A 26878-nucleotide genomic window follows, 5' to 3' on the forward strand; every position below is an offset into this window, starting at 1 on the left:
GCTTCCTCACTGCGTCACGTCGTAGAAGGGCAGGTCCGTCTCGTCGTCGAGCCCTGGAGCGCCGTCGACGGTGATGGCGAAGGCCCTGGGGACGAACTGGGACGCGACGGCGGTGAGGGCGTCGGCGGGCTGGTTGACGGTGGACGCGGGGGGCGTGACGAAGCCGCGCGCGGCCAGGTTGAGGACGACGAAGTGCTGGGACTCCACCGCGCCGATGGCGGCGGCGAGCTCCGCGTTGTCGGCGAGCACGAGGGACTTCTGGGTGTTCGTGTAGCCGATGGCGGCGGCCTTCTCCGCGTTGGTGGCCAGGTCGATGACGTTCTTGATGCCGGGCACGAAGTCGGTGGGGACTTGCGCCGTGCCCTCGCCCACGTCGTCGACGCCGCCTTGCCGGTCGATGTACCGGGCGAGCTTGTCGGCGTGTTCGGTGTGTTGCTGGCGGAAGTGCAGGGCGATGGCCTTGACGATGCCCTGGAAGGGGAAGAGCGGGTCGGTGCTGGTGGCGGCGTCGAGCACGCTGACCGCGGCGTCATAGGTCTTGATGGCGTTGCGTTCAGCGGTGAGCAGCGCCTTGAGGGGGGTGAGGTCGGCCTGGGTCGTCAGGGCCTGGGCGGGTGTGCCGCGGGTGAGCAGGCCCGTCGCGAGGCCAAGGCTCGCGACGGCCGTGGCGCTTCGGAGCGCGGCACGGCGAGAGAGTTCTTCGGTCATGGGTCCATCCGAGGAGGCGGTCGGAAGTGGTGGGTGCCGGGCGCCCCCTGAAGCCCGGCACGGGCTCGGTACGCCGAAGGTGTGGCGGGGGCTTTTCCGGCGCGCGGGGGAATTGCTGAAGGCGGCGCCTGCGTGACACCCGGCGCGCGGCCCTTAGGTCCCCGGGGCGGCGCTTCGTTCGTCCGTGGACCGTGTCAACAGATTGGAGTCAGCTCCAGGATGCTGGAGTGGGGCGGGGTGGCACCTGGACACTGTCGTGTCACGGGTGCGCGGGCATGACTCCAGGGCATGTGGGGCGTCGAGGTCCGAAGCGCTTGCTCCCTCTGTCGCTTCGCTCGAAGTCTCCGAGCCCGAGACAACTCGCGAGTCTCAATCCACCCGGCGCTCCCTGGAATCCAGAGATGCAATCCGGCGCGGAGCCGCATATTGGCCAATGCTCAACACCTCATGGCCACCGGAGCACGGACGTGGGACGGAGCGGCTGTTTCACGAGCGAGGAATGACGCCCACGTCGGGTGCGCGCGCTAGGCTCCGCTCTTGATATCGCGCGGGAGGTGCACCGCGCGGAGCCAGGGTGTGGCGGGGCCGCGACAAGGAGGCGAGTGAGTGACTGGGCCGTTGCTGGTGGTGGATGACGACGCGGACCTGCGCGAGGCGCTGGAAGAAGTCCTGCGCGACGCGGGCTACGAGGTGATGGGCGCCAGCAACGGCAAGCACGCGCTCGATGTGCTCGGAGCCACCCGTGAACTCCCCATCCTGGTGCTGCTCGACATGATGATGCCCGTGCTGGATGGCGCCGGCTTCGCGCGAGCCATGCGACAGGTGCCCGAGTGGCGCGACATTCCCGTGCTCGTCTTCTCCGCGTCCGCTAACGCCCGTCAGGTCGCCGAGGAAATCGGCGCGTGCGGCCACCTGCGAAAACCCGTGGACGTGGACACGCTGCTGGACGCCGTACGCAAGCACCAGGCCGCGTGAGCCGTCCGCGACGTCTGCTCGCTCTCCGACATGCCGCCTCACCCAGGGCAGCCGAGCGCAATGCCCGTTTGACGCTTCGCGAGGGGTGCTGGTAAGTGCCCACTTAACACGCAAGTTTCGACGGAGGTAGGATGCACACCAACGCGCTCACGCTGCTCATGATGCAGCTCATCGTCATCATCGGCGTGTCGAGATTGATAGGGCGTGGAACGCGCTGGTTGGGCCAGCCGCTGGTCATCGCGGAGGTGGTGGCGGGCATCGTCCTGGGCCCCTCGTTGCTCGGGTGGCTGGCGCCGGATTTGATGAACACGCTGTTCCCCACCGACTCGCTGCCCATCCTGAAGATGCTCAGCCAGGTGGGCCTGGTGTTGTTCATGTTCCTGATTGGCCTGGAACTGGACCCCAAGCTGTTGAAGGGACGCGGCCACGCGTCGGTGGCCATCAGCCACACCAGCATCATCGTGCCCTTCGCGCTGGGCGCGGTGGCGGCGGCGCTGTGGCTGTACAAGGACTTTTCGGACCCGAGCGTGCCCTTCTCGTCGTTCGTGCTCTTCATGGGCGTGGCGATGAGCATCACCGCCTTCCCGGTGCTCGCGCGCATCCTCACCGAGCGCGGCCTGTTGCAGTCGCGCATCGGCGCCATCGCGATTGCGTGCGCGGCGGTGGACGACGTCACGGCGTGGTGCCTGTTGGCCTTCGTGGTGTCCATCGTCCGCGCCTCGGACCTGGCGCAGGCGGGGCTCACCACCGTGTTCGCCATGGGCTACATCGCGTTCATGCTGCTGGCGGTCCGGCCCTTCCTCGCGCGGCTGGGCGCCCGGGTGGCCAGCCGCGAGGGCCTGACGCAGAACGTGGTCGCCGGCACGCTGCTCTTGCTCCTGGCGTCCGCGTGGGCCACGGAGCTCATCGGCATCCACGCCCTCTTCGGGGCCTTCCTCTTCGGCGCCGTCATCCCCAAGGAGGGCGGGCTGGCGGAGGCTCTCTCGGAGAAGCTGGAGGACGTGGCGGTGGTGCTGCTGTTGCCCGTCTTCTTCGCCTTCAGCGGCCTGCGCACCCAGATTGGTCTGCTCAACACGCCCGAGGCGTGGCTCACGTGTGGTGCCATCATCCTGCTGGCCTGCGTGGGCAAGTTCGGCGGCAGCGCGGTGGCGGCGCGGATGACGGGCATGCGGTGGCGCGAGGCGGGGGCCATCGGCATCCTGATGAACACGCGCGGGTTGATGGAGCTCATCGTCCTCAACCTGGGCCTGGACCTGGGCGTCATCTCGCCCACGCTGTTCACGATGATGGTGCTGATGGCGCTGGTGACGACGTTCATGACCACGCCGCTCCTGCAACTGTTCTACCCGACGGAGGAGCTGGCCCGGGACAGGCTGGAGCTGGCCCCGCCCGCGACTCCCGGTTCGACGCCCTACACGGTGTTGATGTGTGTCTCCCATCAGCAGGCGGGCCCCGGGATGGCCAGTCTGGCCAAGGCCCTGGCGGGTGGAGAGGGCGCGCAGTTGCACGCGCTGCATCTGGTCCATCCGGAGCGCGTGTCGCTGCGTGGCGCGGAGTCCGAGCCCCGCGCCTCGGACCAGGACGTGGAGGGGGATGGCGCGCTCGCTCCGCTGCTGGGCCGGGCGAAGAGCCTGGGGCTGGCGGTGAGGCCGCTGTCCTTCGTGTCGACGGAGCCCGCGCAGGACATCCGCCGCACGGCGGAGGCGAAGCGCGCGGACCTGGTGCTGCTGGGCTGGCACAAGCCGCTGTTCAGCCAGACGGTGCTGGGCGGCACGGTGCACGAGGTGATGCAGGCCGCGTCCGGCACCGTGGCGGTGCTGGTGGACCGGGGCCTGTCGGACGTGAAGCGCGTGCTGGTGCCCTTCATCGGCAGCCGGCATGACCGCGCGGCGCTGAAGCTGGCGCGGCGGTTGATGCGGCAGTCCGGCGCGGAAATCACCGTGCTGCACGTGACGTCGCGCGAGAGCAACGGCGCACGCGCGCAGGTGGACGAGCTGTTCCCGGCGGAGGAGGGCTCGGGCGTGCGGCTGAAGGTGGTCCAGCACGAGTCGCCCGAGGAGGCCGCGCTGGAGGAAGCCCGCCACGGTGGCCATGACCTGGTGGTGGTGGGCGTGGGCGCGCCGTGGGGCCTGGAGGACCGGGTGTTCGGCCTCCAGCGCGAGCGCATCGTCCGTGACGCACCGGGCTCGCTGCTGGTGGTGCACGAGTCGGAGCCGGTGGTGGAGGCCGTCGCCACGTCCCAGGCCGCCGCCTCCGCGGTGGCCTCGAGGAGCTGAGCGACATGCACCTGGGGGCGACGCTGCGGTTGCTGCGGGTGGACGCGGGCCTGTCCTTGCGGGACATGGCCCGCCGCATCGGCGTGTCGAGCGCGTACCTCAGCCGGGTGGAGCACGGCGTGGATGCGCCGCCCACGGCGGAGCGACTGACGGCGATTGCCCGCGAGCTGGACGTGCCCCCCGCGTTGCTGATGGACGTGGCGAACCGGATGAGCCCCTACGTCTCCGAGTACCTGGAGGACGTGCCGGGCGCCGGGACGCTCTTCCTGGAGTTGGCGCGGCGTCGCCTGTCGGGGACGCAGCTGGCCCGGGTGCGAGACTTCCTGGATGCGGAGTTCCCCGTGAGAGGGGGCCACTCGGACGCGCCGGTGCCGGCGCTGGCGCCGCTCCTGGCGCCGGAGCGGGTGGTGCTCCAGCTCTCCTGTGGTGGCTGGGAAGACGTGCTGGACGTGGTGGCGGGGCGACTGGCGGCGACGCTGCCCGGCGTGGACGCGGCGCGACTGGTGGAGGGGCTGCGCCAGCGCGACAGCGAGTCCTCGTGCGCGGTGGGCGGCGAGGTGGCCGTGCCCCACGTCTTCCTGCAGGGCGCCGCGCCCGTGGCCGCGCTGGTGACGCTGGCGAAGGGGTTGAAGGTGGACACCCCGGACGGCCGGCCGCTGCGGCTGGTGGTGGCGGCGGTGGACGGCGAGCGGGGCCGCGTGCGGCTGACGCGCATGGCCCACGTGGCCCGGCTGGCGGCGCGTGGGCTGGCGGAGCGGCTCGACGAGTGCCGGCAGCCCGGACAGGTGCTCGCGGTGCTGGAGGAATTGGAAGCGCTGCGCTGACCCGAGGGCCTCAGTCGGCGCGCCGCGTCCAGTTCACCCAGTCCCCCAGCTCGCGGTAGCCCAGCTTGCGGTACACGCTCCGGCCCTGCTCGGTGGCCTGGAGCACGGAGGCCGAAAGGCCGCGTTCCCGGGCGCCCGTGAGCAGCCCTCGCATCACCTCCGCGGCCAGCCCGCGTCCCCGCGCCTCTGGCAGCGTGACGACCATGTACACCCCGGCGGTGTCCTCCACGTCCAGCGCGAAGCCGCACGCCAGGGCCCGGTCCCCCTCGCGCGCCACCAGCGTGTGCACGGGGAGCCGCGGCGGCTGTCTCCACACCGTGAGGATGTCGTCCCACTTCCCCCAGACGCGGATGTTGAGCTCCACCATCTCGTCCTGCGTCTCGGGCGCCACCAGGGGGAACGAGGGCGGAAGGTCCGGCGTGTCCGCCAGGGCCAGTCCCATGGCCGGGATTCGCGAGTCGGGCTGGTAGCCGGCGGCGCCCAGCACGCGGGCGCCCTCGTCGTCCCCGGGCAGCACCGCCACGCGCCAGGCGGGGATGTCCAGGCCCCGGTAGAAGGCCTCCAGGGCGGGGAGTCCCTCGACGAGCGCCTGGGGCGTCCGGAAGTACGCCTGCTGGAAGTGGGCCTCGGCGGGGTACTCGGGCAGGGCGAAGGCGTCCATGCCCGGGGCGCTCCCGTGGCGCAGCAGTCCGCGCTCCCGCTGGAGGTGCTTGAAGGCGATGACGTTGGTGAGAAGTCGGTCGTTCAGTTCGGCATCGGTCATGGCGCGGGTCCATCGTAGGTGGCGCACGCCGGACGGCGAACAACGGCCTGCTCAAAACCGCGCGCGAGCCCTCCAGGACGGCTAGGGTGCGCTGGCACTCATGAGCAGCCCGCGCTTCTACGCCTTCGACCCTCGCGCCACTCGAATCGGCCTCTTCCTGGGCGCCTGTGTCCTGGCGGTGCTGACCGCCTGGGCCCTGGCCAATGCCCGGGACGGAGGGGGCATCCAGGAGATGGCCCGCGCGGGTGTCACGGCGGGCCTGATGTTCGCCTTCCTCGTGGCCATCCACCGCCTGCGACCCCGTGCCGGCTGGGGCATCTCATTGGACACGCGAGGCGTCCGCGTGGCCCGCCCCTTCAGCTCCCGCGAGCTGGAGCTGCACTGGGGGCAGATTGATTCCGTGCGCCGGCTCGGCAGGAGGGGGAACGTGCTCGGTTTGTTCTTGAAGGAGGAGGGAAGGGTGCTCGTCACCCGGCATCTCTTCGCCCGCAAGGCTGTTTTCGAAGAGCTGATCTCGGCGCTGGAGGACCGCCTCCCGCCGTCCCGATTCGACGCCTGACCCCCCGGTTTCCGCAGGCCGCCTCCCCGAGGGGCGGCCAAGCGATTTTCACGAATATTTACGCAGCTTTGCGCGGGCTCGTTACTCTTGTTCAGTGTGCCTCGAGATGGTAGGCACAGCCCTGTTGCAAGGCTCCTTTTTCCAAGGACAGCATCACATGGAAAAGACCCCCGCTACCGGTGCCTCGGTCGCTCCCCTGCCCATGGAGTATGGGACCGATAGCATCACCAAGCTCGAGGGCCTGGAAGCGGTCCGCAAGCGCCCTGGCATGTACATCGGCGACACGATGACCTACGGGCTCCACAAGCTCGTGTACGAGGTCGTCGACAACGCCGTGGACGAGGCGCTCGCGGGCCACTGCACGGACATCGAGGTCATCATCCACGTGGACGGCTCGCTGAGCGTCCAGGACAACGGGCGCGGCATCCCCGTGGGTCCCCACCCGGACCCCAAGTTCAAGGGCAAGGACACGCTGGAAGTGGTCCTCACGGAGCTGCACGCCGGCAGCAAGTTCGGCAACGGGGCCTACAAGGTTTCCGGCGGCTTGCACGGCGTGGGCGTCACCTGCGTGAACTTCCTGTCGGAGTGGTTCAAGGTCCGCGTCCAGCGCGCCGGCAAGGTGTACGAGCAGTCCTACGCCCGAGGCGTTCCCAACTCGCACCCGCAGGAGGTCGGCACCACCGACAAGCGCGGGACGATGGTGGCGTTCAAGCCCGACACCACCGTGATGGAGACGGTGGACTTCAACTTCGAGACGCTCAGCCAGCGCCTGCGCGAGCTGGCGTTCCTCAACGCGGGGCTGCACATCGTCATCCGCGACGAGCGCACGAACAAGGAGCACGACTTCAAGTTCGAAGGCGGCATCTCCTCGTTCGTGGAGTACCTCAACAAGTCGAAGCAGGTGCTCCACGACAAGCCCATCTCCTTCTCGGGAGACAAGGATGGCGTGGCGCTGGAGCTGGCGATGCAGTGGAACGACGGCTACGACGAGCGCGTCTACACCTTCGCCAACAACATCAACACCCAGGACGGTGGCAGCCACCTGTCCGGCTTCAAGGCGGGCCTGACGCGTACGCTCAACAGCTACGCGGAGAAGAGTGGCATCTGGAAGGACCTCAAGGAGACGCCCACGGGTGAGGACGCCCGCGAGGGCCTGTCCGCCGTCATCTCCGTCAAGGTGTCCAACCCCCAGTTCGAGGGCCAGACGAAGACGAAGCTGGGCAACAGCGAGGTGAAGGGCCTGGTCGAGCAGATGGTGAACGAAATGCTCGGCACCTTCCTGGAAGAGACGCCGCTCATCGGCAAGAAGATCGTCGCGAAGATTGGCGATGCCTGTCGGGCGCGCCTCGCGGCTCGCAAGGCTCGCGAGACGGTGCGCCGCAAGGGCGTGCTGGACGGTGGTGGGCTTCCGGGCAAGCTCGCGGACTGCCAGAGCCGCGATCCGCACGAGAGCGAGCTGTACATCGTCGAGGGTGACTCCGCAGGTGGCTCCGCGAAGCAGGGACGGGACCGGCGCAACCAGGCCATCCTCCCCTTGCGCGGCAAGATTCTGAACGTGGAGAAGGCGCGCTTCGAGAAGATGCTGACGAGCGCCGAAATCGTCACGCTCATCACCGCGCTGGGCACGGGCATTGGTCCGGAGGACTACAACCCGGAGAAGGCGCGCTACCACCGCATCATCCTGATGACGGACGCCGACGTGGACGGCAGCCACATCCGCACGCTGCTGCTCACGTTCTTCTTCCGGCAGATGCCGGAGCTGCTCCAGAAGGGCTACCTCTACATCGCGCAGCCGCCGCTCTACAAAGTCACGCGCAACAAGAAGGACAAGTACGTCAAGGACCAGCGCGCGCTGGACGAGTACCTGCTGGGCATCGCCACGGAGCACGGGCGGGTGCTGACGCCTTCGGGCGAGGTGGGTGGCGCGGACCTGAAGGCCCTCCTGGAGAAGGTGATTACCTACGAGGAGCGGCTGGAGAAGCAGGCGAAGCGGCGCGACGCGCGGGTGGTGGACGCGGTGGTGCAGGGCGCGCGGCTGACGGCGGAGATGCTGGCGGACGACGAGGCGCTGGCGGTGGCGGTGAAGGGTGCCCACTCGGAGTTCGAGCGGCGCATGCCGGACGTGCTGGGCCGGGTGAAGTACGAGGTGGAGACGGACCCCGAGCACCAGACGAAGCGGCTGGTGTTCCGCACGGACGTGAATGGCGCGATGCGGTCGACGGTGTTCGACCACACCTTCCTGTCGTCTCCGGAGTACCAGGAGCTGGTGTCGCTGCGGGATTCCTTCAAGTCGCTGGGTGACGCGCCCTACCGGGTGAAGGTGGACGCCGGCCACGTGACGGCGTTCTCCGTGCAGGAGGTCCACGCGGCGCTGCGCAAGGACGCGCAGAAGGGCCTGGGGATGCAGCGCTACAAGGGTCTGGGCGAGATGAACCCGGAGCAGCTCTGGGACACGACGATGAATCCGCTCACGCGCACGCTGTTGCAGGTGCGGGTGGAGGACGCGGTGGAGAGCGACGAAATCTTCTCGCTGCTGATGGGCGAGGCGGTGGAGCCGCGCCGCGAGTTCATCGAGCGCAACGCGCTGGATGTGCAGAACCTGGACATCTGAGCCATTGAGTCCGTCGGGCTCGCGGGCCTGATGGACGACGAAGTGACGGGGCGCGGCGCCGATTCAGGCACCGCGCCCCGTGTCGTTTCAGGAGCTGGGGCAGCTCCGCATGGAGCGCGCTGCCCGGCTCGGAGTTTGTGCTGGGGCCAGGCGGGCCTGGGCAGTGCGCTCGTTAGCGGGCGAGAGCGAGGCCAGGAGCAGCGCGCTCATTAGCGGGCGAGCGCGAGACCTGGGGTAGCGCGCTCGCTAGCGGGCCGAGAACGAGGCCTGGGACTTTTAGCGCCCGCCACCACCCGGGCCGCGCGGCGGCGGCGGGCCACCGGGGCGCTTGCCGCCGAAGCCACCGTCGCCAGGGCCCATGGGCCGCGAGGGCAGGTCGAGGGTCTCGCCGTCGAGCGTGGCCTGTCCGCACTCAGGGCCGAAGACCAGCGTGTGCGTGGTGCCATCGGCGAGGGTGCGCTCCTGCGTGCCGGCGATGGGCCACGCGCAGTCGGAGGGCGGCACGCGCACGATGCCGGATTGCGTGACGGTGGAAACGCTGCCGTCCGCGAGCGTCGCGGTGAGCGTGCCGTGGCTGGTCCGCGTGGGCGCGGTGGCGTCCGGGTCGAAAGTCTCCTCCAGCGTGCCCGTGAGGTGGACGCTGTCCACCACGGTGCCCTGGGCATCCAGGTTCGTGCGAGTCGTGTCGAAGGTGACGGTGCGGCTGAGCGTCTGCGCGCCGGGCACTCGCACGGAGACGGAGGCGATGCTGCCCGTCATCTTCGTGCTCTGGCCGTCCGTCGCCGTATGCGTGATGTCATGCGTGGACTGTTGCTCGAAGCGCAGCGGCGCGTTCTCCGCACACTCTTCCTCGGAGGTGATGGCCGTCACCACGTCGACCGAGCCGGATGACACGATGCCAGTGCCTTCCCCGCGCGGGCCCTCTCCGGACGGCGGCTGCGATGTCGGAGTCCCACTGTCGGGAGGAGGCTGGGGGCGGTCCCATCCGCAGCCCCCACGGCCCCGGGTCCGAGCCTGGCAGTCCGCCCAGGAGAGGTGCAGCTCCGAGGGGAAGCTCTGGCCGCAGACCTCCACCTTCGCCGTCTCCGGCTCCGCGTCGCACTGATAGCCCTCGTGCTCCCAGCGGCGGACCTCCAGAGGGAGTCCCTCCAGGAAGCGGGAGCCGAGGGGGACGTCCGCGGACTGCGCCTCTCCCACGGCCGATGCCACGGCGAGCTGGGATTGCTGCTCGGTGATGCCTGGGTCCTTCTCCGCGCCACAGCCCACGCCAAACAGCGCCGTCGCCAGCAAACCTGCCTTGAGCTTCATGGATGTGTACTCCCCGAGAGATACTTCGGGGCGCGTGGCCGGCCCTGCGCCCAGCCTTCAAGGTAGGGGGCAAACCTTGAGGAGTTCTTAAGCACCCGTTGACGCGCGCCGTCTCCCCGAGGGACGCAGGGTGCATGTACATCCCTCGCCACTTCGAGGAACGGGACGCACAGCGCCTCCTGGAGTTGATGACGCGACACTCCTTCGCCACGTTGGTGACGGTGGGAGAGGACGGAGCGCCTTTCGCCACGCACCTGCCCTTCCTCACGGAACGGGATGAGGCGGGAGCGCTTCGGCTGCTCGCGCACATGGCGTTGCCCAATCCGCAGTGGCGCGCCTTCGCCGCCGAGCGGGACGCGCTCGTCATCTTCCAGGGCCCGCACGCCTACGTGTCGCCCACCTGGTACGCGACGACGCCCCAGGTGCCGACGTGGAACTACGCCACGGTGCATGCGTATGGACGGCCCAAGGTCATCGACGCGGGTGACGAGGTGCTGCGCATCCTCCGCGAGACGGCGGCGCGCTACGAGTCTGGCAACGAGCGGCCATGGACTCTGGAGCAGTCGGAGGAGTACGTGAACCGGCTGGTGGGTGGAATCGTGGCATTCGAGCTGCGGGTGACGCGGCTGGAGGGCAAGTTCAAGCTCAGCCAGAACAAGGGTGAGGCGGACCGCAAGGCGGTCATCGCGGCGCTGGAGCGCAGTCCCTTCGCGGGGGATGCCGAGCTCGCGGTGCTGATGCGTGCGCGTGAGGACGCTGGATAGACTCGTGGGCCCGGTGCCCTCCTCGGCTCCGCGCCCACGTGCCTTTCCCGTCTTGTCGAGCCGGGCCGGCGTACGTCGCGGCCCCCGCTAGCCCTTACGGCGGGAAGCTGTCATCCCGTTGCCCCCTCGTTCGCCGGGCGGCGACTTCCCGCACGGCTCCCTGCTTCTCGGGGCCTGGCTTGTTGGCGACTTGTGCTGACGCCATCGCGAAGCCTCCGATGAAGAGGTCGACACCCCGAAATTAGGCACCTCGAGGCGCGCGAGGCCGGGCCCTCCAGGCATGGCTCCCGCGCAGGCTCGTGGGACGAGCGGACTGCTGAAGGCCTGGTTGTCCGTCTACTCTTAGAGAGCAAAGACGCACAGTGCGCCATGCGAGACACTGGGACTTTCGTCCCGGAGCGGGGCGCCGTGCGTGGCACTGCGAGAGGTGGCCGCGTGCGCACCTTCGCGGGGCGGTGGATGCGCCGCATGCGAATGACTGGCGCTTGCGCACCTGCGTTAGGTAGCGGATGCGCGGCATGTGAGTGACTGGGACTTGCGCACCCGAGCGGAGCGGTCGAGGCGCGGCATGCGGGTGATTGGGGCTCGCGCACCTGTACGGGACAGCCGAGGTGCGGCATGCATGTGAGTGACTGCCTCTCGCGTGCACTGGAAGGGGCGCGATGTGCTGCAACGCACTCGTGCGCGCCGTAGCAGGCCAACTCTACGTGGCGAAGAGGTTCATGCGCGCGGGGATGAGCGTCGCCCGCGCCGCGAAGCGCCGTGCGTCAGCGCTCCGAACGTCGCGAACCGCGAAGCACCGCGGCCCGTTCCTTCCGCGACAGCGTGGTCGCATCCACGATGTCCACTTCGAGCGCGCCCTGGTTGTCGCTCCGCTTCGAGTCAGGGAAGAAGCAGCGCAGGTCCTCGGTGTCGGTGACCTGGTAGCGCTTGCCCGTCTCGAGCATCCGGTGCGAGGTGCGGACGGAGGACGGCGAAGTGCCGCGCTCGATGCACAGCACCTGTCGCACGCGACCGTTGGCGCCCGAGCGCAGCTCCGCGAAGTCGTCCCGCACGGTGAACAGGTAGGTGGAGCGCGGGTTGAGTCCGCGCAGCACGACCTGGTGCTCGGGCTTGAGCTGCACCGCGTGCTCCTTCGCCTCGAAGGTGAGCGAGCGCGGCGGCACGTAGGCGGACTGGCGGATGACGACGCGGATGCTGCCGGTGTTGTCCTCCGGCCCGTTGTCGTCCACCGCGAACACATGCAGCTTCCGAGCGTTCTTGATGGTGCGCGTGGAAGCGCTCAGCAGCCCGAAGCTGCCATCCACGGGACCGTCGCCCTCGGCGAAGTAGACCAGCGTCCCGGATGCGGTCCCCCGGCCCTCGGCCAGTGAAGCGGTGCCCTGCGTCCACACTGAATACGAGGTGCCCGGATTCAGGTCGATGGTGGCCGTCGCGTACTCGGGAATGGGCGCCGCGTTGTACATGGGCCGCAGCACCAGCAGTCGCGTGGGGTAGTCCACCTCATGCAACTCCCGCAGCGCCGCGCTCGGCTCCTTGGGGTCCACCAGCGGCTGCGGATCCTCATCGTCGTCGGTCGTCGTGCCCGTCGCCGTCGCCGCCACCACCGCCGGGTCGACCTTCACTGGAATGCCGCCGTCGTCCGGACCCGTCGCCACGACGGGCTGGGCCTCGCCCACGGGCTTCGAGTCCACGGGCTTTGCCTCCACGGGCGCGGCCACGACAGGCGGCGCATCCGTGGGCGGGGGCGTGGCGAGGAGCTGAAGCTCCGCGTTCATCGGCTCCATCATCATCGACGTCGGCGTGAAACGCCGCGTCCAGGCGAGATGTCCCGGCAGCGTGAGCACCAGGGTGTTGGCCTCGCCTACGAGGACACCCTCCACCATGAGAGGTGTCTTGCCGACGACGTCGCGGCCGTTGAGCTTCACCTTGGCGCCCGCGGGCTTGGAGGTGACCCACAGCGTGGCGCTGTTCGACGCCGAGGTGTCGGGCGCATCCGACTTGATGACGAAATGGTAGAAGAGCGCGATGAACAGCATGACGATGGCCGAGCCGAAGACGTAGAGCGTCATCTGCTTCACGGCCTTCTGCTGCTTCGCGACGCGCTCGGCTTCTTCCCGCGCCAGCGCCTCGCGCGCTTCGTCCACCGAGGTGCGGTAGCCCGTGCCCGTGTACGTCCGGGCCACGCTGGAGACTCCCGCGGGCTGCGTCGTCATGGACTGGCCGGTGACGGCGGGCGTCTCCACGGGCGTGTCCAGCGGCGCGGCCAACGTGGCCAGCGCGGCGGGCACGACGGTGGGCATCATCGTCTTGATGATGTCACTCGAGTCCGTGTCCGGCTCCTCCGGCAACTCCGGCACGGGAGGTCCAGGGCGCTCGCTCGTCACGGGCCTGCGGCCAGAGCCCGTGCTCTCCACGCGGGGCATTCCGGTGTTCGTCGCGCGGCGGATGCTTCCCGCGCTCGTCACCTTGCGCATCCCCGGACTGCTGCCGGCGGGCCGACGAGCGCCGTCGCTCGGGGGCTTCGCACCGCTGTCACTGCCCGGCTTGGAGCGCAGGCCCGGACTGGAGGCGCGCGGACTGCTGCCGACCTGGCCACTGCCGGAGGACAGCGGCCGGGCGCGGCCCGCGGAGGGCTCCACCGTGCCCAACTGCCACTGCGAAATCTGCTCCTTGAAGGCGGTGGACACCTCCGCCTTGCGGCCCTCCGCCATCAGCTCCTCGGCGAAGAGGTAGGCCATGAGCTGCGACAGCAGCGCGGGCGTGAAGCGCGGGTTGTCGCGGTAGAGCAGCTCCACCAGCGCCTCGCTCAGCTCCTTCGCCGTCTGGTAGCGCGACTCGCGCTCCATGGCCATCGCGTGGGAGATGACCGTCTCGAGGTCCGGGCTCACCGACGGGTTGTTCGCCGACGGAGGCAGACAGTCGCCCGTTAGGATGCGCGGCAGGACGGTGACGAACTCGCCCTCATAGGGACGCTTGCCGCACACCATCTCGTAGAGGACCACGCCCGCCGCGTACACGTCCGTGCGGGCGTCCAAATCCTGCCGGCCCTGCGCCTGCTCCGGGGAGAAGTACGGGTACTTGCCCTTGAGCGTGCCCGGCGACGTCTTCGCCTCCACCGCGCTGGTGGCCTTGGCGATGCCGAAGTCGATGACCTTGATTTCACCTTCGTACGAGATGAGGACGTTGTCCGGAGAGACGTCCCGGTGCACCAGCCCCATCTCCACGTTGTCCTCGCCCACGTGCCGGTGCGCGTAGTCCAGGCCGTCGCACAGCTTGCTCCCCACGTGCAGCGCCAGGGCCTCGGGGAAGCACGTCATTCCCGCGCGCGCCGCTCGACGCAGGACCTTGGAGAGCGGCTGGCCCTGCACCAGCTCCATGGCGATGAAGTACTGGCCGTCCACCTCGCCGAAGTCGAACACCTGGGCGATGTTGCTGTGGCTCATGCTGGCCACCAGCCGCGCCTCGCCGATGAACATCTCGACGAAGTCCGTATCGTCCACGAAGTGCGGGAGGATCTGCTTGATGACGCAGGGCTTCGTGACGCCCGCCGCTCCGGTCATCCGGGCGCGGTAGGTCACGGCCATGCCTCCCGCGGCAATCTTCGAAAGAAGGACGTATTTGCCGAATTGCTGGGGAGTCGGTTCCGCCACGATTACAAGGCCAGTTCAGGACGTTGTGAAACACTGAGCATACTCTTGTTCTACTGAAAGTCCCGGAACGGGCTCGCGTCGCACGCGAAGTTTTCCGTGGGATGGTTGGATCTGCCGGGTGATCCACGCCCCAGGGCTCGAATCCCGTCCCATTCGACGAGGCAGCATCGCTCTCGGACTGAGGGCTGTCGGTTCTCAGAATGATTCGTCGAGGGGATGGATAATCCGGGGTCCGGGAGAATGTCGCGAAGTCCCCCAGTGATTCCAACGAGTTGTGATTCAACGGAGGCGCTCTCACGCTCCGACTGTCAGCTCGCTTCACATTTCTTCACGCAGGTCCGTGCTGCGGAAGGCCGGGGGGCGGTTATGTAGGCCGGCACGGCCCAGGCCGTTGGATGAGGGCGGCCTGGCTCTCTCCAGAGAAACGAGGCGAAGCCCATGGTGTCCGAGCTGTCCCCCCGCTCGTGGCCCCTTGCCGTGGCGGTGGTGGGTGCGTTCCTCGTCCTTCCCGTCCGAGCCCTGGCCCAGGACGCGGAGGCGGAGCCGCTGACGGCGTTTGATCTGCTTGCCCGGAGCCCCCAACTGGGTGGGACGGACATCCCGAGGGACCTGCCAGGTCGCGCCACGGTGGGTGCGCCGAGGCGACCCCGGATGCCCGACGCCACGGTGCCCATGCCCGACCTGGGGAGGCAGTCACCGCTTCCCGCGCCGGAGCTGCTGCGCATGGAGTCACCCGTGCCGAGCCCCTCGTCGGAGCTCCTGGCGCCCGCCTCGGCCGAAGCCGCGGCGAGTGTGTCCGAGGTGCCGATGGGACTGCCCGCGCCGCTGACGCCGCAAGGCCGTCCCGACAGCCCGTTGTCCCCGCTGCCCGCGTCGACGACGGCGCTGCTGGATGCATCCCGCTCGTTCCAGGTGGTGCCCGTGGCGGTGGCGGTGGTGCCGGGGTTGTTGTTCCACGGACTCGCGCCGGCGCTGGCGGGAGACGGGCACACGGCGAAGCGGCTCTTCGCGATGGAGGGCGCGGGGCTGGGGCTCATCGCGCTGGGCGGAGTGCCCATCGCGCTCACGGGGGCGTCGCGGCGCACCATCGCTCCCTTGTACGCGGTGACGCTGGCGGGCTTCAGCGTGTTCGGCATCTCCGCGCTCGCCAATCTCTACTCGGTGGCGTCACCGGCGTTCGACCCGGGAGTGCCCGCGTCCTCGTTGCCGCCGCTGGAGTTCGAGATGGGCTACCAGTACGTGAGCGACACCTCGTTCGACTACGACCACTTCGTGTCGCTGGGCGCGGTGGCGCGCTTCGAGGAGGTGAAGCTGGAGGCCATCGCTCGACTGGCCCCGGATGAAGGCAACACACAGGTGCGGCTGGGCGGTGCGTATCGACTGCTCGGCGAGCCGGAGCGTCGGCGGGCGGGCTCGGATGGCTCGTCGCTGGACGCGGAGCTGTTCGGCCTGTTCCATCGCTTCCCCACGGAGGGCTTCACCGTCGTCGGTGGCGACATGGGTTTCCGAGGCCGCTACGCCATGTCGCGGGTGAGTCCGTCCCTGGCCGGCTCCTTCGCGGAGGCGAGCATCGGCATGGCGCTCCAGGGCTACAGCTATCCGGGCCCGGTGAGTGACGGGAACCTGCACTCGCAGCTGCTCTTCAGCTTTGGCTATGGCGTGTGGCTGGGGCGCGGCGGTGGGCCGTTCAAGGGCGAGGCGATGCTCTTCTATGACCACCGCAAGGACGGCTTCGCGGGCGGGCTGCGCACGCTGGGCGGAGGCGTGGTGGGCAACTTCGGGCTCCGGGGGCGCGCGCTCCTGACCGAGACGTGGGGCGTCGCCGCGGAGTTCCAAGCGGGTGGCGCGCTCGTGGGGCGGCTGTCCCTCATCTATGCGCTGGGAGGTGAGTCATGAGTCGCATCGGTGCCATGGGCGTGCTGTCGGCGCTGCTGATGACGGGGTGCCTGCGGCCCGCGGAGAACCGCGCGGTGCGTGACTCCAAGGTGGGCCGCGCCGAGGGTGGCGGACTGTCGCTGGAGGTGGCGGACGGGCTCGCGGCGGTGCGGAGTGTCGGCTCGGGTGAGGTGACGCTGTGGGGCAATGCCCCGGTCTTCACGGCGCGGGCGACGCTGGACGCGGAGTCGACGTCGGACTGGGTCCTCACGGTGCGCAACGCGATGCCGGACGCGGAGCTGCTCGCGGAGCTGGAGGACGGCGAGGTGCTGGCGGTGGAGCCGGTGCCGCAGGCGCTTCCCACGGTGAAGGCGTGGCGCGTGGGACTGCGTCCGGGCGCGGTGGCCCGGCTTCGAGTCGCGCCTCCGGGGTGGGACTCCACGGCGCCCTTCCGCTTCGCGGCGCTGGCGGACGTGCAGGAGGCATTGCCTCGCGTGGGAGACATCTACGCGAGGCTGGTGAAGGATGACTCGCTGCGCTTCATCCTGTTCGCGGGAGACCTGACGGAGAACGGCACGCGCGAGCAACTGCTGGAGTTCCAGGAGCGCCTGGAGGCGGGCTCGCGCATTCCGCTGTACGCGACGCTGGGCAACCACGAGACCTTCTCGAAGGACGCGGAGGAGTACACGACGCTCGTGGGGCGCGGCAGCCAGAGCTTCGTGTTCCAGGGCGTGCGCTTCACCGTGGTGGACTCGAGCAACGGCACGTTGGACCCCATCGTGGAGGAGCAGCTCGACGGGTGGCTCGCGTCGTCACGACAGGGCACGCACGTGGTGGCGATGCACGTGCCGCCGCAGGACCCCGTGGGCCTGCGGGGCGGCGGCTTCGCGAACCGGGGCGAGTCGGCGGGGTTGGTGGGCAAGCTCGCGCGCGAGGGCGTGGACCTCACGCTCTACGGACACATCCACTCGTATTACTCCTTCACCAACGCGGGCATCCCCGCGTTCATCTCCGGCGGCGGCGGCGCGATTCCGGAGACGTTCGACGGAGTGGGGCGGCACTATCTCGCGGTGGACATCGGCGCGAACGAAGGGCTGCGCGAGGCGTCCCTGGTCCGCGTGGATTGAGGCCCGAAGCGCTGGCACTGAACGAAGCGTCAGCCGGCGGTGTGTGGGAGAAAACGCGGACGGGGCCGACTTTCCGGCCCGGCAGCGTACCCTCTTGATCTGACACTGAACACGTGAGCAGATGCCTCCCCCATCGCGAGGAGCCAGGAGGCCCGCCATGTTCGATTCGAACGACAACGACCCTATTTCCCCGGCGCTGCGTGCGCTGCTGGAGCTGTTCACCACGGAGCTGGCGGAGGTGCGCTTCCCGGACATGAGCGGGGAGGTGCTGGAGGACGCGGCGGCGCAGGTGAGGGTGAAGGCGGAGGCGGTGGCGAAGGCGCAGGCGGCGCTGGAGGCCGCGCGGCAGTCGCTCCACGAGAGCCAGGACGCGTTGCTCCAGAAGGGCCAGCGCGCGCTGGCGTACGCGCGGGTGTTCTCCGAGGAGAACCCTGAGCTGAACACGAAGCTGGACTCCATCCACCTGCCGCGTCCGGTGCGCAAGGGCGCGAAGGTGGAGGGGGTCGCGGCGGAGCCGGTGGCCGCGCAGCACGGCAACGAGGAGAACGCGCCGAAGCGCCGGGGTCGTCCGCCCAAGGTGCGTCCGTCCGCGGGTGCGTCCCTGTTCGCGGAAGGCGCCACGGCGGAAGCCCTGGCCGTCGCGCACGAAGGCAACGGCGTGCTGCCCACGGCGTGATGCGCCTGTGGGGAGGGCCTCCTGAAAAAGCCGAGGCCCGGACGCGAAGCCTCCCCGGAGCCCCCCTCCGGTAGAGACCCGCGGCCGGGCCACGGTGCCGGTCCGCTCCGAGGGCAGCCACGGAGCGGACCGGTTTCAAGCGAGGTGACTCAGTTCTCCGGGAACGCCGTCCAGCCCGCCAGCCAGTTGGTGGTGCCCACCGCGCCGACGAAGCGCGCGCTGGTGTCGAAGCCCGCGCCCGGCGTGGCCGCGTTGTCCGGGTTCAGCAGCGGCGAGCCCGTGCGCGGCGCGAAGTTCGGCGCCGTCAGGTTCGTCGCGTCGGTGAGCTGCGGGTCCTGCGTCTTCACGCCGTTGGCCGCGACGAGAATCTTCTCCGCCTCGTTGAAGCGGCTGACGTCCGCGTCCACCGTCACGCCACCCTCCACCTTCGGGTTCGGCGCGAAGGGGATGGTGTCGTTCAGGTTGGCGTTGTCGAAGAAGAAGGTGTTGCGGATGGACAGCCGAGGGTCGGCCGACTCCTCGGTGAAGAGCGCCGCGGAGGCGGTGCCGTCCACGTCCACGGCCTGGTCCTTGAAGTAGGCGACGACGGCGTTGCGCAGCCGGATGCCCGCGCCGGTGTTGAACACCAGGCCCTCCTGCGAGGGGTTGCCACCCGGGTCCGCGTTGGAGCCGATGAAGCTGGCGTTCCAGATTTCGGGGATGGAGATGGGCTCCTGCGTGGCCGTCGTCTTGTGGCTGGAGGCCTCGATGGCGCGGTCGCCCACGCGGGGGCTCTGCTGCACGACGAGGAACTGGACCTTGCCGGTGTAGCCCAGGTCGTAGTCCAGCGCGTCATCATCCGCCTGGGTGATGACGATGTGCTTGAGCGGCGCGGTGCCGCCGAACATCTCGATGCCGTCATCCAGGCCCTTGTGGACCTGCACGTAGTCGATGTCCGTCCCCGTGCCGCAGCCGCCCACGGTGAGGCCGTTGAGCTCGTTGTTGGGCGCGAGCTCGAAGCCGGCGAACTCGATGCGCGCGTACTTGAGCGTGCCGCAGTTGTGCGCGTCGTCCTGGCCGCCGTACTTCGTGTTGTCATTGCCGCTGGAGGCGAAGAACCCCTCGATGGTCGTCTCGCCGCCGGACACGTTCAGCTTCGCGCGACCGAGCAGCACCACGCCGCCCCAGTTGCCCGGCTCGCGCTGCCCGGGCTCCTTGGAGGACGTGAAGACGATGGGCTTCGCCGCGGTGCCCACCGCGTTGATGCGCCCGTTGCGGGTGATGATGAGCGCGCTGCTCTGGTCACCCTTGATGATGGCGCCCGCCTCGATGGTCAGCGTGCCGCTGGTGACAAAGACATACTTCTTCAGGACGTAGGTGTTGCCCGTCTTCCACGTCGTGTCCGCGGTGAGGTCCTGCGCCACTTCCACCGTCTCGGCGTCGGGCTCCTCGATGGGCGGGTCCACCGGGGTCTTGTCGTCGTCGCCGCAGCCAGGGCCAATGACAAGGCTGGACAGGATGAAGAGGGAGGCAAACAAGCGCTTCATGGCGAGACTTCCTTTCGGGAGGGAAACTACAGGGAGAGGCCGAGCGACGCGGAGAACGCGAGGCCCGGGCGGTACTGGACGAGGGCGATGTCGCCCTGCTGGAGGGTGATTCGGGAGTTGAGGAGGTTGGACGCGGTCAGCTTGAGCTGCATGGCCTCGGTGAGCTTCTGGGTGACGGCCAGGTCCATGCGGTGGAACGGCTGCTCGTAGACGTCGGGCAGGTTGTCGGTGCCCACTTCGCTGATGCGGCGGCCGTAGACGTTGTAGAGCAGCGCCACTTCCGTGCCGCTCTGGGGCCGCTCGTAGCCGAGGTTGACGTTGACGACGTAGGGCGACTGGCCCTGCTGCGGACGCTTGGCGTTGGTCTGCAGGCCCTGCAGCGAGCCCAGGTCGATTTGCGACTGGATGAGCGTGAGGTTCGCGCCCAGCTTGAACGGCTGGAGCGCCGGGGTGATGCGGCCCAGCGAGGTGCGCGCCTCCAGCTCCAGGCCGTAGGTGTTCGCGGCCGGCGTGTTCTCGAAGTTCATGTCGCCGGAGCCCACGGAGTTGATGACGCGCTCGATGGGATTCAGGAAGCGCTTGTAGAAGACGCTCGCGGCGAGCACCTCGTTGTCGCCGGTGAACCACTCGACGCGGGCGTCCACGTTGTGGATGCGCGTCTGCACCAGCTCCGGGTTGCCGGAGATGTTGCGGCGGCGCACGAAGTCGTAGAACGAGAAGGGCGCCAGCTCGCGGAAGGTGGGCCGCGCCAACGTGTAGCTGTAGCCCGCGCGCAGGTTCACCGTGGGGGTGAGCGCGTAGATGGCATTGAGCGTGGGCAGCCAGTCCAGGTAGTCGACGTCGTTCCGGGACGCCTCCACGCCGGTGAACTGATTGAGCGCCGTCAGCTTCTGCTGGGAACTCTCCAGTCGCACGCCACCGACGAGGCGCAGGGCCTCGGTGGCCTTGACGTCGGCGGTGACGTAGCCGGCGAAGACGCCAAGTGACGCGTCATACGCGTCCGAGTCCGGACGGGTGCTCTCCTGGATGCGCATCCCGTTGCCCAGGTACTCCGCGCCGAAGAGCGTCTCGGGCGGCAGGAAGCGGTCCACGTCCGAGTTGGGGGAGATGCCGTAGCGGAAGCGGCGGGCGCGGAAGTCGCGGAAGGACAACTGCGTCAGGACGCCCACCTTCAGGCGCACGTCCGCGAGGGGCACGGTGATGTTGACGCTGCCACCGAAGGACGTCTCGCCCAGGTCGGCGAAGAAACGCTCGCCGCTGTTGGCCTGGTTGGGGAACGACATGCCGCCGGACGGGTTGCCCAGGTTGTCGCTGTAGAGCGAGTCGCGCGTGTCCGGCTCGTCGCGGTCCACGCGGGACAGGTTGGCCTGCCAGTCCACCTCCGAGTCGCCGAAGAGGCCGATGCGGTGGAAGCCGCGGAGCTGGTTGAAGGAGAGCTGCCGGACGACGAACTGGAGGCGGCTGCCCTCGTACCGGTCACCCTTGAGCGTGTCCACGCCGACGCTGGTGGTGGTGCGCGTCTCGGTGCCTCGGGTGAAGAGGCTGAAGAGGGTCAGCTCGTTGTCGCGGTCCAACTGGTAGCCGACGCTGGCGAGGCCGCTCAGGTTGGCGACTTCGGTGCCCAGTTGTGTCTGGGCGTCGTCGTAGCTGACGAAGTTGCCCTCCAGGTCGTAGGAGGCCTTGCTGTACTGCGTGAACTGGGTGTTCTCGCGGTGGCCGTAGTTGACGGTGGCCAGGTAGCCCAGGCGCTGGTTGTCGAAGCGCAGTGTGTCGCCGAGCGACGCGCTCAGGCCGATGTTGGGCAGCGCCGTCTTGCTGCGCGCGTTCCACACGTTGTTGAAGCTCTCCCACTGGCGTTCTTGTTCGGCGAGCGACTCGTTGCCGTTGCCGAGCGCGTGGTCCGTGGGGATGGCGCTGGGCAGCCGGCGGCTGCCGCCGGGGAAGCCGAGGAACTCCATGCCGCCACCGCCGGTCTGGGTGTTGCGTGCCTGGCCCGTGGTTTCGGTGTCGCCGCCGAAGGTGAGGCGCGGCTTGAACTCGAACTGGCTGGGATAGGTGTTGGTCTCGATGAGGAGCGCGCCGCCGCCGAAGGAGCCGGGCAGGTCGGCGGTGTAGCTCTTCACCACGTTGAGGTTGGCGAGCAGCGAGGTGGGGAAGAGGTCCAGCGGGACGCTGGGCTCATCGGGCTCGGGGCTGGGCAGCAGCGCGCCATTGAGCAGGGTGGTGATGTAGCGCCCGCCCAGGCCGCGCAGGTAGACGTAGCGGCCGTCGACGACGGTGGCGCTGACGACGCGCTTGACGGCATCGGAGGCGCTGGAGTCGGGTGTGCGGGCGATTTCCTGGGCGCTGATGGCGTCGGAGACGGCGGCGGCCTTCTTGCGTTCCTGGAGGAGGGCGCCTTCCGCGCGACGGTCGGCGCGGGCCTCGACAACGACCTCCTGCACGGCGCCTACGTCCGCGCCGAGCGCGACGTCGAGCTTGGTGGCCTTGCCCTCCGTGACGATGACGCCGGTGATGCGGCGGCCCTGGTACACGTCGTAGAAGACGCGCAGGTCGTACTTGCCGGGCGGCAGCGCGAGTCGGTAGTTGCCGTCCAGGTCGGTGAGCGTCTGCTTCTGCGCGCCCGTGACGACCTTCACGGTGGCCTCGATGAGGCCCTCCTGGTTGGCCTCGTCGACGACCTTGCCGTGGATGCCCGTGAAGCCCGGGGGCGGCGCGGAGGACTCGGCCAGCATGGCCTCGTCATCGGTGGCCGAGGCGTCGGCGGGCTGCGCGGTGGCGGGCTCACCTTCAACAGGCTGCGCGTCCGGCGACTGCACCGTCGCGGGAGCCCCGTCGACAGGCTGCGCGTCCGGCGACTGCACCGTCGCGGGAGCCTGCACGGCGCCGTGCGGCTGAGCGATGGCGGGAGCCTGCTCGGCGCCCGGACTCTGCGATCCGTTCGACTGCGTGGTGGCGGGAGCCTGCGTGGCGCCCGGACTCTGCGATCCGTTCGACTGCGTGGTGGCGGGAGCCTGCGTGGCGCCCGGCGTCTGCACCGTCGCGGGAGCCTGCACGGCGCCCGGCGTCTGCGTGCCGTTCGGCTGCGCGGTGGTGGGAGCCTGCACGGCGCCCGGCGTCTGCGAGCCATTCGGCTGCGTGGTGCCCGGCTGCTGGGGAGAGGTCGGCGTGGGGGAAGGAGGAGGTGGCTGTGATTGCTTGGCTCCGTCGGCGGCCGGGGCCATGCCGGGAGCGGCGGGACGCAGCTCCTCGGACGGCGGCGCCTGGTTGTCCGTCACGGGCGGGACGACCTGCGTCTCCGTGCCCGACGGAGTGCTCTCCGAGCCAGGAAGGGAAGGGGTTTGACCGAGGGCGAGCCCGGGCGAGGTGATGAGTATGAGCGCTGCCACGAGGGCGCGCTGAAGGCTTGCGCGAGACAACACGGCTCTCCTTGCCAACGGTCGCGCTGTAAACAACGCGAGTCGCATGGCATTGGAATGGATGGCTTGTGACGATTCAGGCGGCGGATCGAAAACTCGAGGTCACGACCCGCCGCCAGGCGGACACTTCAGTCCGCGAGCTTGTCCGGCAGCACGCCCACGGTGAGATTTCCTCCCCGGGCGAGGTCCAGCACTTCCATGGCGGCGCCGTAGGGCACGTCGTCGCCCGCGTCGAAGAACACGATCTTGTCCGGGCGCGCGTTGAGCATGCGCTGCAGTCGCGCGACGACCTGCTCGCGCGGGACTTCCTCCCGGTTGATGCGCAGCACGCCTGAGCGGTCCACCGTGAGCACCACCGGTGGCAATGCGTCGGGCGGAGGGGGAGGTGGCTCGTCCTGCTTGTCGCTCTTCGCGGGCACCGTCATCCACATCTGCTTGGTGAGCAGCGGGGTGACGACCATGAAGATGATGAGCAGCACGAGCACCACGTCCACCAGTGGCGTCACGTTCATCGTCGGGCGAAGGCCGCCCGCTTTGCCGCCTCCGAGGTCGAATGCCATGGCGCGCTCCTACTTCTTCCTGTCGATGACCTGCAGGTTGATGCCCGGGAAGCCCAGGTCCTGCATGCTCTTGAAGACGCCCCGCACCTCGGAGTAGCGCACGCCCCGGTCCGCCTTCAGCACCACCGGCGAGTCCGGCTTCTTCTCGCGCAGGGCCTTCAGCTCCACGAGCAGCGCGTCCCTCTTGAGCTCCTTGCGGTCCATGAAGATGGCGCCGTTGGCGGCCAGGCTCACCGTGGTCGGCTCCAGCTCCTTGTTCTCCTTGTCCGGGTTCGTCGCGGCGGGCAGCTCCACGGACGCGCCCGACTCGATTTGGGGCGTGACGACCATGAAGATGATGAGGAGGACGAGCACCACGTCGACCAGCGGCGTGACGTTCATCTCCGGGGTGATGCTGCTACGCCGGGCGGACATCGAGCCCCTCCCGGCGCGCCACGGTCTCCGGACCGGTGGCCACCGCGCCGTTGTTCACGCCGCCGCGCTTGTCGGCCGGCATGTCCTCCAGGTGGTCCATCAGCTCGCTGCGCGCGGCATCCAGCGAGAGCTGGAGCGCGTCCGCGCGAGTGGAGAGGAAGTTGAACATCAGCACCGCGGGGATGGCGACGAGCAGGCCCAGCGCGGTGACGACGAGCGCCTCGGCGATGCCGGCGGACACCGCGCCCAGGCCGCCGGAGCCCTCCTTGGCGATGCCGGCGAAGGCCTCGATGATGCCGACCACGGTGCCGAGCAGTCCGACGAACGGCGCCACCGAGCCCACCGTGGCGAGCAGCGACATGCCGCGCCGCACGTCCGCGCTGACGCGGTCATTGATGCGCACCAGCTCGCGGCGGGTGAGCTCCACCGGGCCCAGCTTGCCCGCGGGCTGCTTCGACTTCGCGAGGAACGCCTTCATGCCGCCGCCGAGCAGCACGGCCAGGTGGCTGCCCTTGGTGCCCTCGGCCTCCTTCACCAGCGCTTCGTGCTGGTGCTGCATGAGGAGCTGACCGGCGCGAGCCGCGAAGGCACGCGAGGTGGCGCGGGAGCGGAAGAAGACGAACAGCCGCTCGAAGAAGACGGCGAGGGACGCGACGGCGAAGAGCATCAGCGTCCAGGCGATGCCCAGGGCGAACACGCCCATGTGGTTGTAGATGTCGCGAAGATTGAAGTTCATGGCGATGTGCTCCTGGGGGGCAGGTGCGGGTGAGTCAGACGGCCTACGACTTGAGACGGAACGGAACCTTGAAGATGCGGAAGACGGCGGTGGGGCGGCCCTCGACGACGGCGGGCTTGAAGCGCCACGTGCGCACGGCGGAGAGCGCCGCGCTGGCGAAGGGCTCATCACCACGCATGACCTTGAGCTGGGTGACGCGGCCATCCACCTCGACGACGCCCTTGAGGATGACCATGCCCTCCTGACCCTTGGAGCGGGCCTCGGAGGGGTATTCGGGAATGAGATTGGACTCGAGCGGCTCCGGCGCGGTGGCCGACTCCGGCAGGTTGATGGGCGCCGCGCGACCACCTCCGGCCGAAAGGCCCTCGCCGCTACCGGTGCCGCCCACCCGGCCGCCCGGCACGAGCGCGCCGGTGCCGCCCACGGCGATGGGCGCGGCGGCCACCGTCTCCGTGGCGGACGGAAGACGACGTCCGTGCCCTTCTTCTCCTGGATGACCTCGCGCACCTTGCCGGCGAAGGAGACGACGGCGACTCCGATGAGCACGAAGACCGCGACGGACGCCGTGGTGGAGAGCGCGAACCTTCGCGCCGAGGCAACATCGGAGGCGCTGTCGAACGTTTCGAACATGGCTGACGCGCATATAGCGACGCCATGTTTCAGGGGTGTCCGGACCCCGTGACACTTTCAGGCCAGGAAGATGACGGATGCGTCACGGCGCCCGCATGCCACGCAGGGTGCGAGGCAAACGGGCGAGAGTGTCACCGAGCGTCATCGCGCGAGGCGCACCTTGTTGGCGGATCTGCCACAACATGGCGATCAGCAACGCGGAGTACACGAGCGCGAAAGGGCGCATCAGCAGCACGTCGCGAGACCAGTCGAACCCCAATCCCTTGTCGGAGAACATGGTGCCGATGACGGCAATGACTCCGACGAGGGTGAGGTTGGAGCGGAAGCGGCCCTCGGTGGCGGCGCGCACCAGCGGCCAGGCGAGCACGTAGTTGGCGCGCCAGCCCAACGGTGACAGGAGCGTCACGCCCAGGCAGCACAGGGCCAGCAGGTCCGCGGGGCCCGGCCGCGCCCACAGCACGCCCGCGAGGAACAGGGCGATGGCGACGAACTGGGCCAGGGTGATGGCGAACGAGGGCGGCGTGGCGACGGAGCCCGGGTGGAACAGGGTGATGAGCAGCGTGGGCAGGCCCTGCGCATTGGTGCTGAGCACCCAGGGGGGCGTGGTGCGGGCGAGCGTCTCGCTCCACATCTGGAACTGGGTGAGGGTGCCGTCCCAGCCATAGCGCGCCAGGGTGGGCAGCGAGAGCACGACGCCGAAGACGGCGGTGGCGCCGATGACGCGCCAGTGGCGGCGCCAGAGAAAGAACAGACCGATGAGCGCGGCGGGGGGCTTGAGGAGGAAGGCCACCGCGAAGGCCGCGCCCGGTCGCCACACCTGGCCGCGCTCGGCGCCGAGCGCCGAGACGACGACGAGCAGCAGCATGACGACGTCGACCTGGCCATAGAACAGCTCGAAGGTGAAGGCGGGCAGCAGGGCGATGGTGGTGAGCGCGGGGGCCCAGGCCCACGGCGCGGCCTCACCAGGGCCGTGCGGCGAGCGGCGGGTGAGGCGGGCCACGGCCACGAGCGCGAGGATGGAGCCGACGTTCCACAGCGCGACGGCCATGCGCGGGGGAAGGAAGCTGAAGGGGATGAAGAGGGGCGTGGTGACGGGCGCGTACTTGAACGGCATGGTGCCGTCGGAGACGCGGTAGAGGTCCGTGCCCTCGATGAAACGCTCGGCTGCGGTGAGATACACGCGGAAGTCCACGCCACGGCGAGGGTGCTGACCCACGGCGACGGCGGCGACGAGCAGCACCGCGAGCACCAACCACCAGAGCCAGCGGGCCCACTTCGTGGAGGTGTACTTCGCGGGGCTGGAAGCGTCGCTCAGCGCGCTCGCGGATTGGGACGAGGTCGTCACGGGGCCAGGCTCCCGGGTTCGAGGACAGGGGAGTGGACGGGCCCATTCACGCGGGGTGTGGGCGAAGGGCGGGGAAGGCCGTGGTGTCGGCACGGCCCCGGGGCGTCGACGGGCATCGAGGAGGCGGGG

General features: G+C 69.2%; 21 protein-coding genes. 10 read left to right on the forward strand and 11 right to left on the reverse strand.

What is annotated here, in order from left to right:
* Window positions 1–6: 6 nt before the first annotated feature.
* Window positions 7–708 carry a ferritin-like domain-containing protein gene (locus FJV41_RS09190; protein ID WP_141642056.1) on the reverse strand — a complete coding sequence of 234 codons (702 nt, stop codon included), beginning with the start codon at window positions 706–708 and terminating at the stop codon, window positions 7–9.
* Between the two features lie 606 nt (window positions 709–1314).
* Between FJV41_RS09190 and FJV41_RS09195 the strand changes: the two genes are divergently transcribed.
* The 3 genes from FJV41_RS09195 (at window position 1315) to FJV41_RS09205 (ending at window position 4783) form a co-directional block, all read left to right on the forward strand.
* Window positions 1315–1683: a response regulator gene (locus tag FJV41_RS09195; protein WP_141642057.1), complete on the forward strand. Its 369-nt coding sequence runs from the start codon at window positions 1315–1317 to the stop codon at window positions 1681–1683.
* A 131-nt stretch (window positions 1684–1814) separates the two neighbouring features.
* Entirely contained in the window at window positions 1815–3959 is a 2145-nt protein-coding gene (locus FJV41_RS09200) for a cation:proton antiporter domain-containing protein (RefSeq protein ID WP_141642058.1), read from the forward strand.
* A gap of 5 nt (window positions 3960–3964) precedes the next feature.
* On the forward strand, window positions 3965–4783 hold the full coding sequence (locus tag FJV41_RS09205; protein WP_141642059.1) for a helix-turn-helix domain-containing protein: 819 nt from the start codon (window positions 3965–3967) through the stop codon (window positions 4781–4783).
* A 10-nt stretch (window positions 4784–4793) separates the two neighbouring features.
* On the opposite strand, the gene FJV41_RS09210 is transcribed toward FJV41_RS09205, so the two are convergent.
* Window positions 4794–5546, reverse strand: a complete 753-nt coding sequence (locus FJV41_RS09210) for a GNAT family N-acetyltransferase (RefSeq protein ID WP_181790511.1) — start codon at window positions 5544–5546, stop codon at window positions 4794–4796.
* A gap of 100 nt (window positions 5547–5646) precedes the next feature.
* Here FJV41_RS09210 and FJV41_RS09215 point away from each other — a divergent pair, with 100 nt between their 5' ends.
* Both FJV41_RS09215 and gyrB read left to right on the forward strand, forming a co-directional pair.
* Window positions 5647–6105: a hypothetical protein gene (locus FJV41_RS09215; protein ID WP_141642060.1), complete on the forward strand. Its 459-nt coding sequence runs from the start codon at window positions 5647–5649 to the stop codon at window positions 6103–6105.
* Between the two features lie 157 nt (window positions 6106–6262).
* Window positions 6263–8716 carry a DNA topoisomerase (ATP-hydrolyzing) subunit B gene (gene gyrB, locus FJV41_RS09220; protein WP_141642061.1) on the forward strand — a complete coding sequence of 818 codons (2454 nt, stop codon included), beginning with the start codon at window positions 6263–6265 and terminating at the stop codon, window positions 8714–8716.
* 276 nt (window positions 8717–8992) lie between these two features.
* On the opposite strand, the gene FJV41_RS09225 is transcribed toward gyrB, so the two are convergent.
* On the reverse strand, window positions 8993–10024 hold the full coding sequence (locus tag FJV41_RS09225; RefSeq protein ID WP_141642062.1) for a hypothetical protein: 1032 nt from the start codon (window positions 10022–10024) through the stop codon (window positions 8993–8995).
* 134 nt (window positions 10025–10158) lie between these two features.
* Between FJV41_RS09225 and FJV41_RS09230 the strand changes: the two genes are divergently transcribed.
* The gene (locus FJV41_RS09230; protein WP_141642063.1) at window positions 10159–10788 is read left to right on the forward strand and encodes an FMN-binding negative transcriptional regulator; all 630 of its coding nucleotides are present in this window, start codon (window positions 10159–10161) and stop codon (window positions 10786–10788) included.
* Between the two features lie 767 nt (window positions 10789–11555).
* Here FJV41_RS09230 and FJV41_RS09235 read toward each other — a convergent pair.
* Window positions 11556–14441: a serine/threonine-protein kinase gene (locus FJV41_RS09235; protein ID WP_141642064.1), complete on the reverse strand. Its 2886-nt coding sequence runs from the start codon at window positions 14439–14441 to the stop codon at window positions 11556–11558.
* Window positions 14442–14879: 438 nt separating this feature from the next.
* On the opposite strand from FJV41_RS09235, the gene FJV41_RS09240 reads away from it, so the two are divergent.
* The 3 genes from FJV41_RS09240 to FJV41_RS09250 all read left to right on the forward strand — a co-directional run bounded on the left by FJV41_RS09240 (window position 14880) and on the right by FJV41_RS09250 (window position 18119).
* On the forward strand, window positions 14880–16337 hold the full coding sequence (locus FJV41_RS09240; RefSeq protein ID WP_141642065.1) for a hypothetical protein: 1458 nt from the start codon (window positions 14880–14882) through the stop codon (window positions 16335–16337).
* Window positions 16334–17443 carry a metallophosphoesterase family protein gene (locus FJV41_RS09245; RefSeq protein ID WP_141642066.1) on the forward strand — a complete coding sequence of 370 codons (1110 nt, stop codon included), beginning with the start codon at window positions 16334–16336 and terminating at the stop codon, window positions 17441–17443. Before FJV41_RS09240 ends, FJV41_RS09245 begins: the two co-directional genes overlap by 4 nt.
* 157 nt (window positions 17444–17600) lie before the next feature.
* Entirely contained in the window at window positions 17601–18119 is a 519-nt protein-coding gene (locus FJV41_RS09250) for a hypothetical protein (protein ID WP_141642067.1), read from the forward strand.
* Window positions 18120–18268: 149 nt separating this feature from the next.
* Here FJV41_RS09250 and FJV41_RS09255 read toward each other — a convergent pair whose 3' ends face one another.
* The 6 genes from FJV41_RS09255 to FJV41_RS09280 form a co-directional block, all read right to left on the reverse strand.
* Window positions 18269–19645, reverse strand: a complete 1377-nt coding sequence (locus tag FJV41_RS09255; protein WP_141642068.1) for a beta-helix domain-containing protein — start codon at window positions 19643–19645, stop codon at window positions 18269–18271.
* Window positions 19646–19671: 26 nt separating this feature from the next.
* Window positions 19672–22869 carry a TonB-dependent receptor domain-containing protein gene (locus tag FJV41_RS09260; protein WP_438616735.1) on the reverse strand — a complete coding sequence of 1066 codons (3198 nt, stop codon included), beginning with the start codon at window positions 22867–22869 and terminating at the stop codon, window positions 19672–19674.
* Window positions 22870–23192: 323 nt separating this feature from the next.
* Window positions 23193–23624: an ExbD/TolR family protein gene (locus FJV41_RS09265; RefSeq protein ID WP_141642070.1), complete on the reverse strand. Its 432-nt coding sequence runs from the start codon at window positions 23622–23624 to the stop codon at window positions 23193–23195.
* Between the two features lie 9 nt (window positions 23625–23633).
* Window positions 23634–24038, reverse strand: coding sequence for an ExbD/TolR family protein (locus tag FJV41_RS09270; RefSeq protein WP_141642071.1), 405 nt, complete (start codon window positions 24036–24038; stop codon window positions 23634–23636).
* Complete coding sequence (locus FJV41_RS09275) at window positions 24022–24774, reverse strand: MotA/TolQ/ExbB proton channel family protein (protein WP_141642072.1); 753 nt, start codon at window positions 24772–24774, stop codon at window positions 24022–24024. Before FJV41_RS09275 ends, FJV41_RS09270 begins: the two co-directional genes overlap by 17 nt.
* Before the next feature lie 43 nt (window positions 24775–24817).
* Window positions 24818–25219 carry an energy transducer TonB gene (locus FJV41_RS09280; RefSeq protein ID WP_246137101.1) on the reverse strand — a complete coding sequence of 134 codons (402 nt, stop codon included), beginning with the start codon at window positions 25217–25219 and terminating at the stop codon, window positions 24818–24820.
* Window positions 25220–25312: 93 nt separating this feature from the next.
* Between FJV41_RS09280 and FJV41_RS53565 the strand changes: the two genes are divergently transcribed.
* Window positions 25313–25456, forward strand: a complete 144-nt coding sequence (locus FJV41_RS53565; protein WP_246137102.1) for a hypothetical protein — start codon at window positions 25313–25315, stop codon at window positions 25454–25456.
* 30 nt (window positions 25457–25486) lie between these two features.
* Here FJV41_RS53565 and FJV41_RS09285 read toward each other — a convergent pair whose 3' ends face one another.
* Window positions 25487–26749: a glycosyltransferase family 87 protein gene (locus FJV41_RS09285; protein WP_141642073.1), complete on the reverse strand. Its 1263-nt coding sequence runs from the start codon at window positions 26747–26749 to the stop codon at window positions 25487–25489.
* Between the last annotated feature and the right edge of the window lie 129 nt (window positions 26750–26878).

The organism is Myxococcus llanfairpwllgwyngyllgogerychwyrndrobwllllantysiliogogogochensis (assembly GCF_006636215.1).
Lineage (GTDB): Bacteria > Myxococcota > Myxococcia > Myxococcales > Myxococcaceae > Myxococcus > Myxococcus llanfairpwllgwyngyllgogerychwyrndrobwllllantysiliogogogochensis.

Bases quoted from the DNA above. Each gene is read 5' to 3' on its own strand.
- gyrB (WP_141642061.1), top strand. From the start codon at position 6,263: ATGGAAAAGACCCCCGCTACCGGTGCCTCGGTCGCTCCCCTGCCCATG.
- FJV41_RS09255 (WP_141642068.1), bottom strand. From the start codon at position 19,645: ATGAAGCGCTTGTTTGCCTCCCTCTTCATCCTGTCCAGCCTTGTCATT.
- FJV41_RS09260 (WP_438616735.1), bottom strand. From the start codon at position 22,869: ATGGCCCCGGCCGCCGACGGAGCCAAGCAATCACAGCCACCTCCTCCT.
- FJV41_RS09190 (WP_141642056.1), bottom strand. From the start codon at position 708: ATGACCGAAGAACTCTCTCGCCGTGCCGCGCTCCGAAGCGCCACGGCC.
- FJV41_RS09250 (WP_141642067.1), top strand. From the start codon at position 17,601: ATGTTCGATTCGAACGACAACGACCCTATTTCCCCGGCGCTGCGTGCG.
- FJV41_RS09240 (WP_141642065.1), top strand. From the start codon at position 14,880: ATGGTGTCCGAGCTGTCCCCCCGCTCGTGGCCCCTTGCCGTGGCGGTG.
- FJV41_RS09230 (WP_141642063.1), top strand. From the start codon at position 10,159: ATGTACATCCCTCGCCACTTCGAGGAACGGGACGCACAGCGCCTCCTG.
- FJV41_RS09275 (WP_141642072.1), bottom strand. From the start codon at position 24,774: ATGAACTTCAATCTTCGCGACATCTACAACCACATGGGCGTGTTCGCC.
- FJV41_RS09270 (WP_141642071.1), bottom strand. From the start codon at position 24,038: ATGTCCGCCCGGCGTAGCAGCATCACCCCGGAGATGAACGTCACGCCG.
- FJV41_RS09265 (WP_141642070.1), bottom strand. From the start codon at position 23,624: ATGGCATTCGACCTCGGAGGCGGCAAAGCGGGCGGCCTTCGCCCGACG.
- FJV41_RS09225 (WP_141642062.1), bottom strand. From the start codon at position 10,024: ATGAAGCTCAAGGCAGGTTTGCTGGCGACGGCGCTGTTTGGCGTGGGC.
- FJV41_RS53565 (WP_246137102.1), top strand. From the start codon at position 25,313: ATGAGCACGAAGACCGCGACGGACGCCGTGGTGGAGAGCGCGAACCTT.
- FJV41_RS09215 (WP_141642060.1), top strand. From the start codon at position 5,647: ATGAGCAGCCCGCGCTTCTACGCCTTCGACCCTCGCGCCACTCGAATC.
- FJV41_RS09205 (WP_141642059.1), top strand. From the start codon at position 3,965: ATGCACCTGGGGGCGACGCTGCGGTTGCTGCGGGTGGACGCGGGCCTG.
- FJV41_RS09210 (WP_181790511.1), bottom strand. From the start codon at position 5,546: ATGACCGATGCCGAACTGAACGACCGACTTCTCACCAACGTCATCGCC.
- FJV41_RS09245 (WP_141642066.1), top strand. From the start codon at position 16,334: ATGAGTCGCATCGGTGCCATGGGCGTGCTGTCGGCGCTGCTGATGACG.
- FJV41_RS09200 (WP_141642058.1), top strand. From the start codon at position 1,815: ATGCACACCAACGCGCTCACGCTGCTCATGATGCAGCTCATCGTCATC.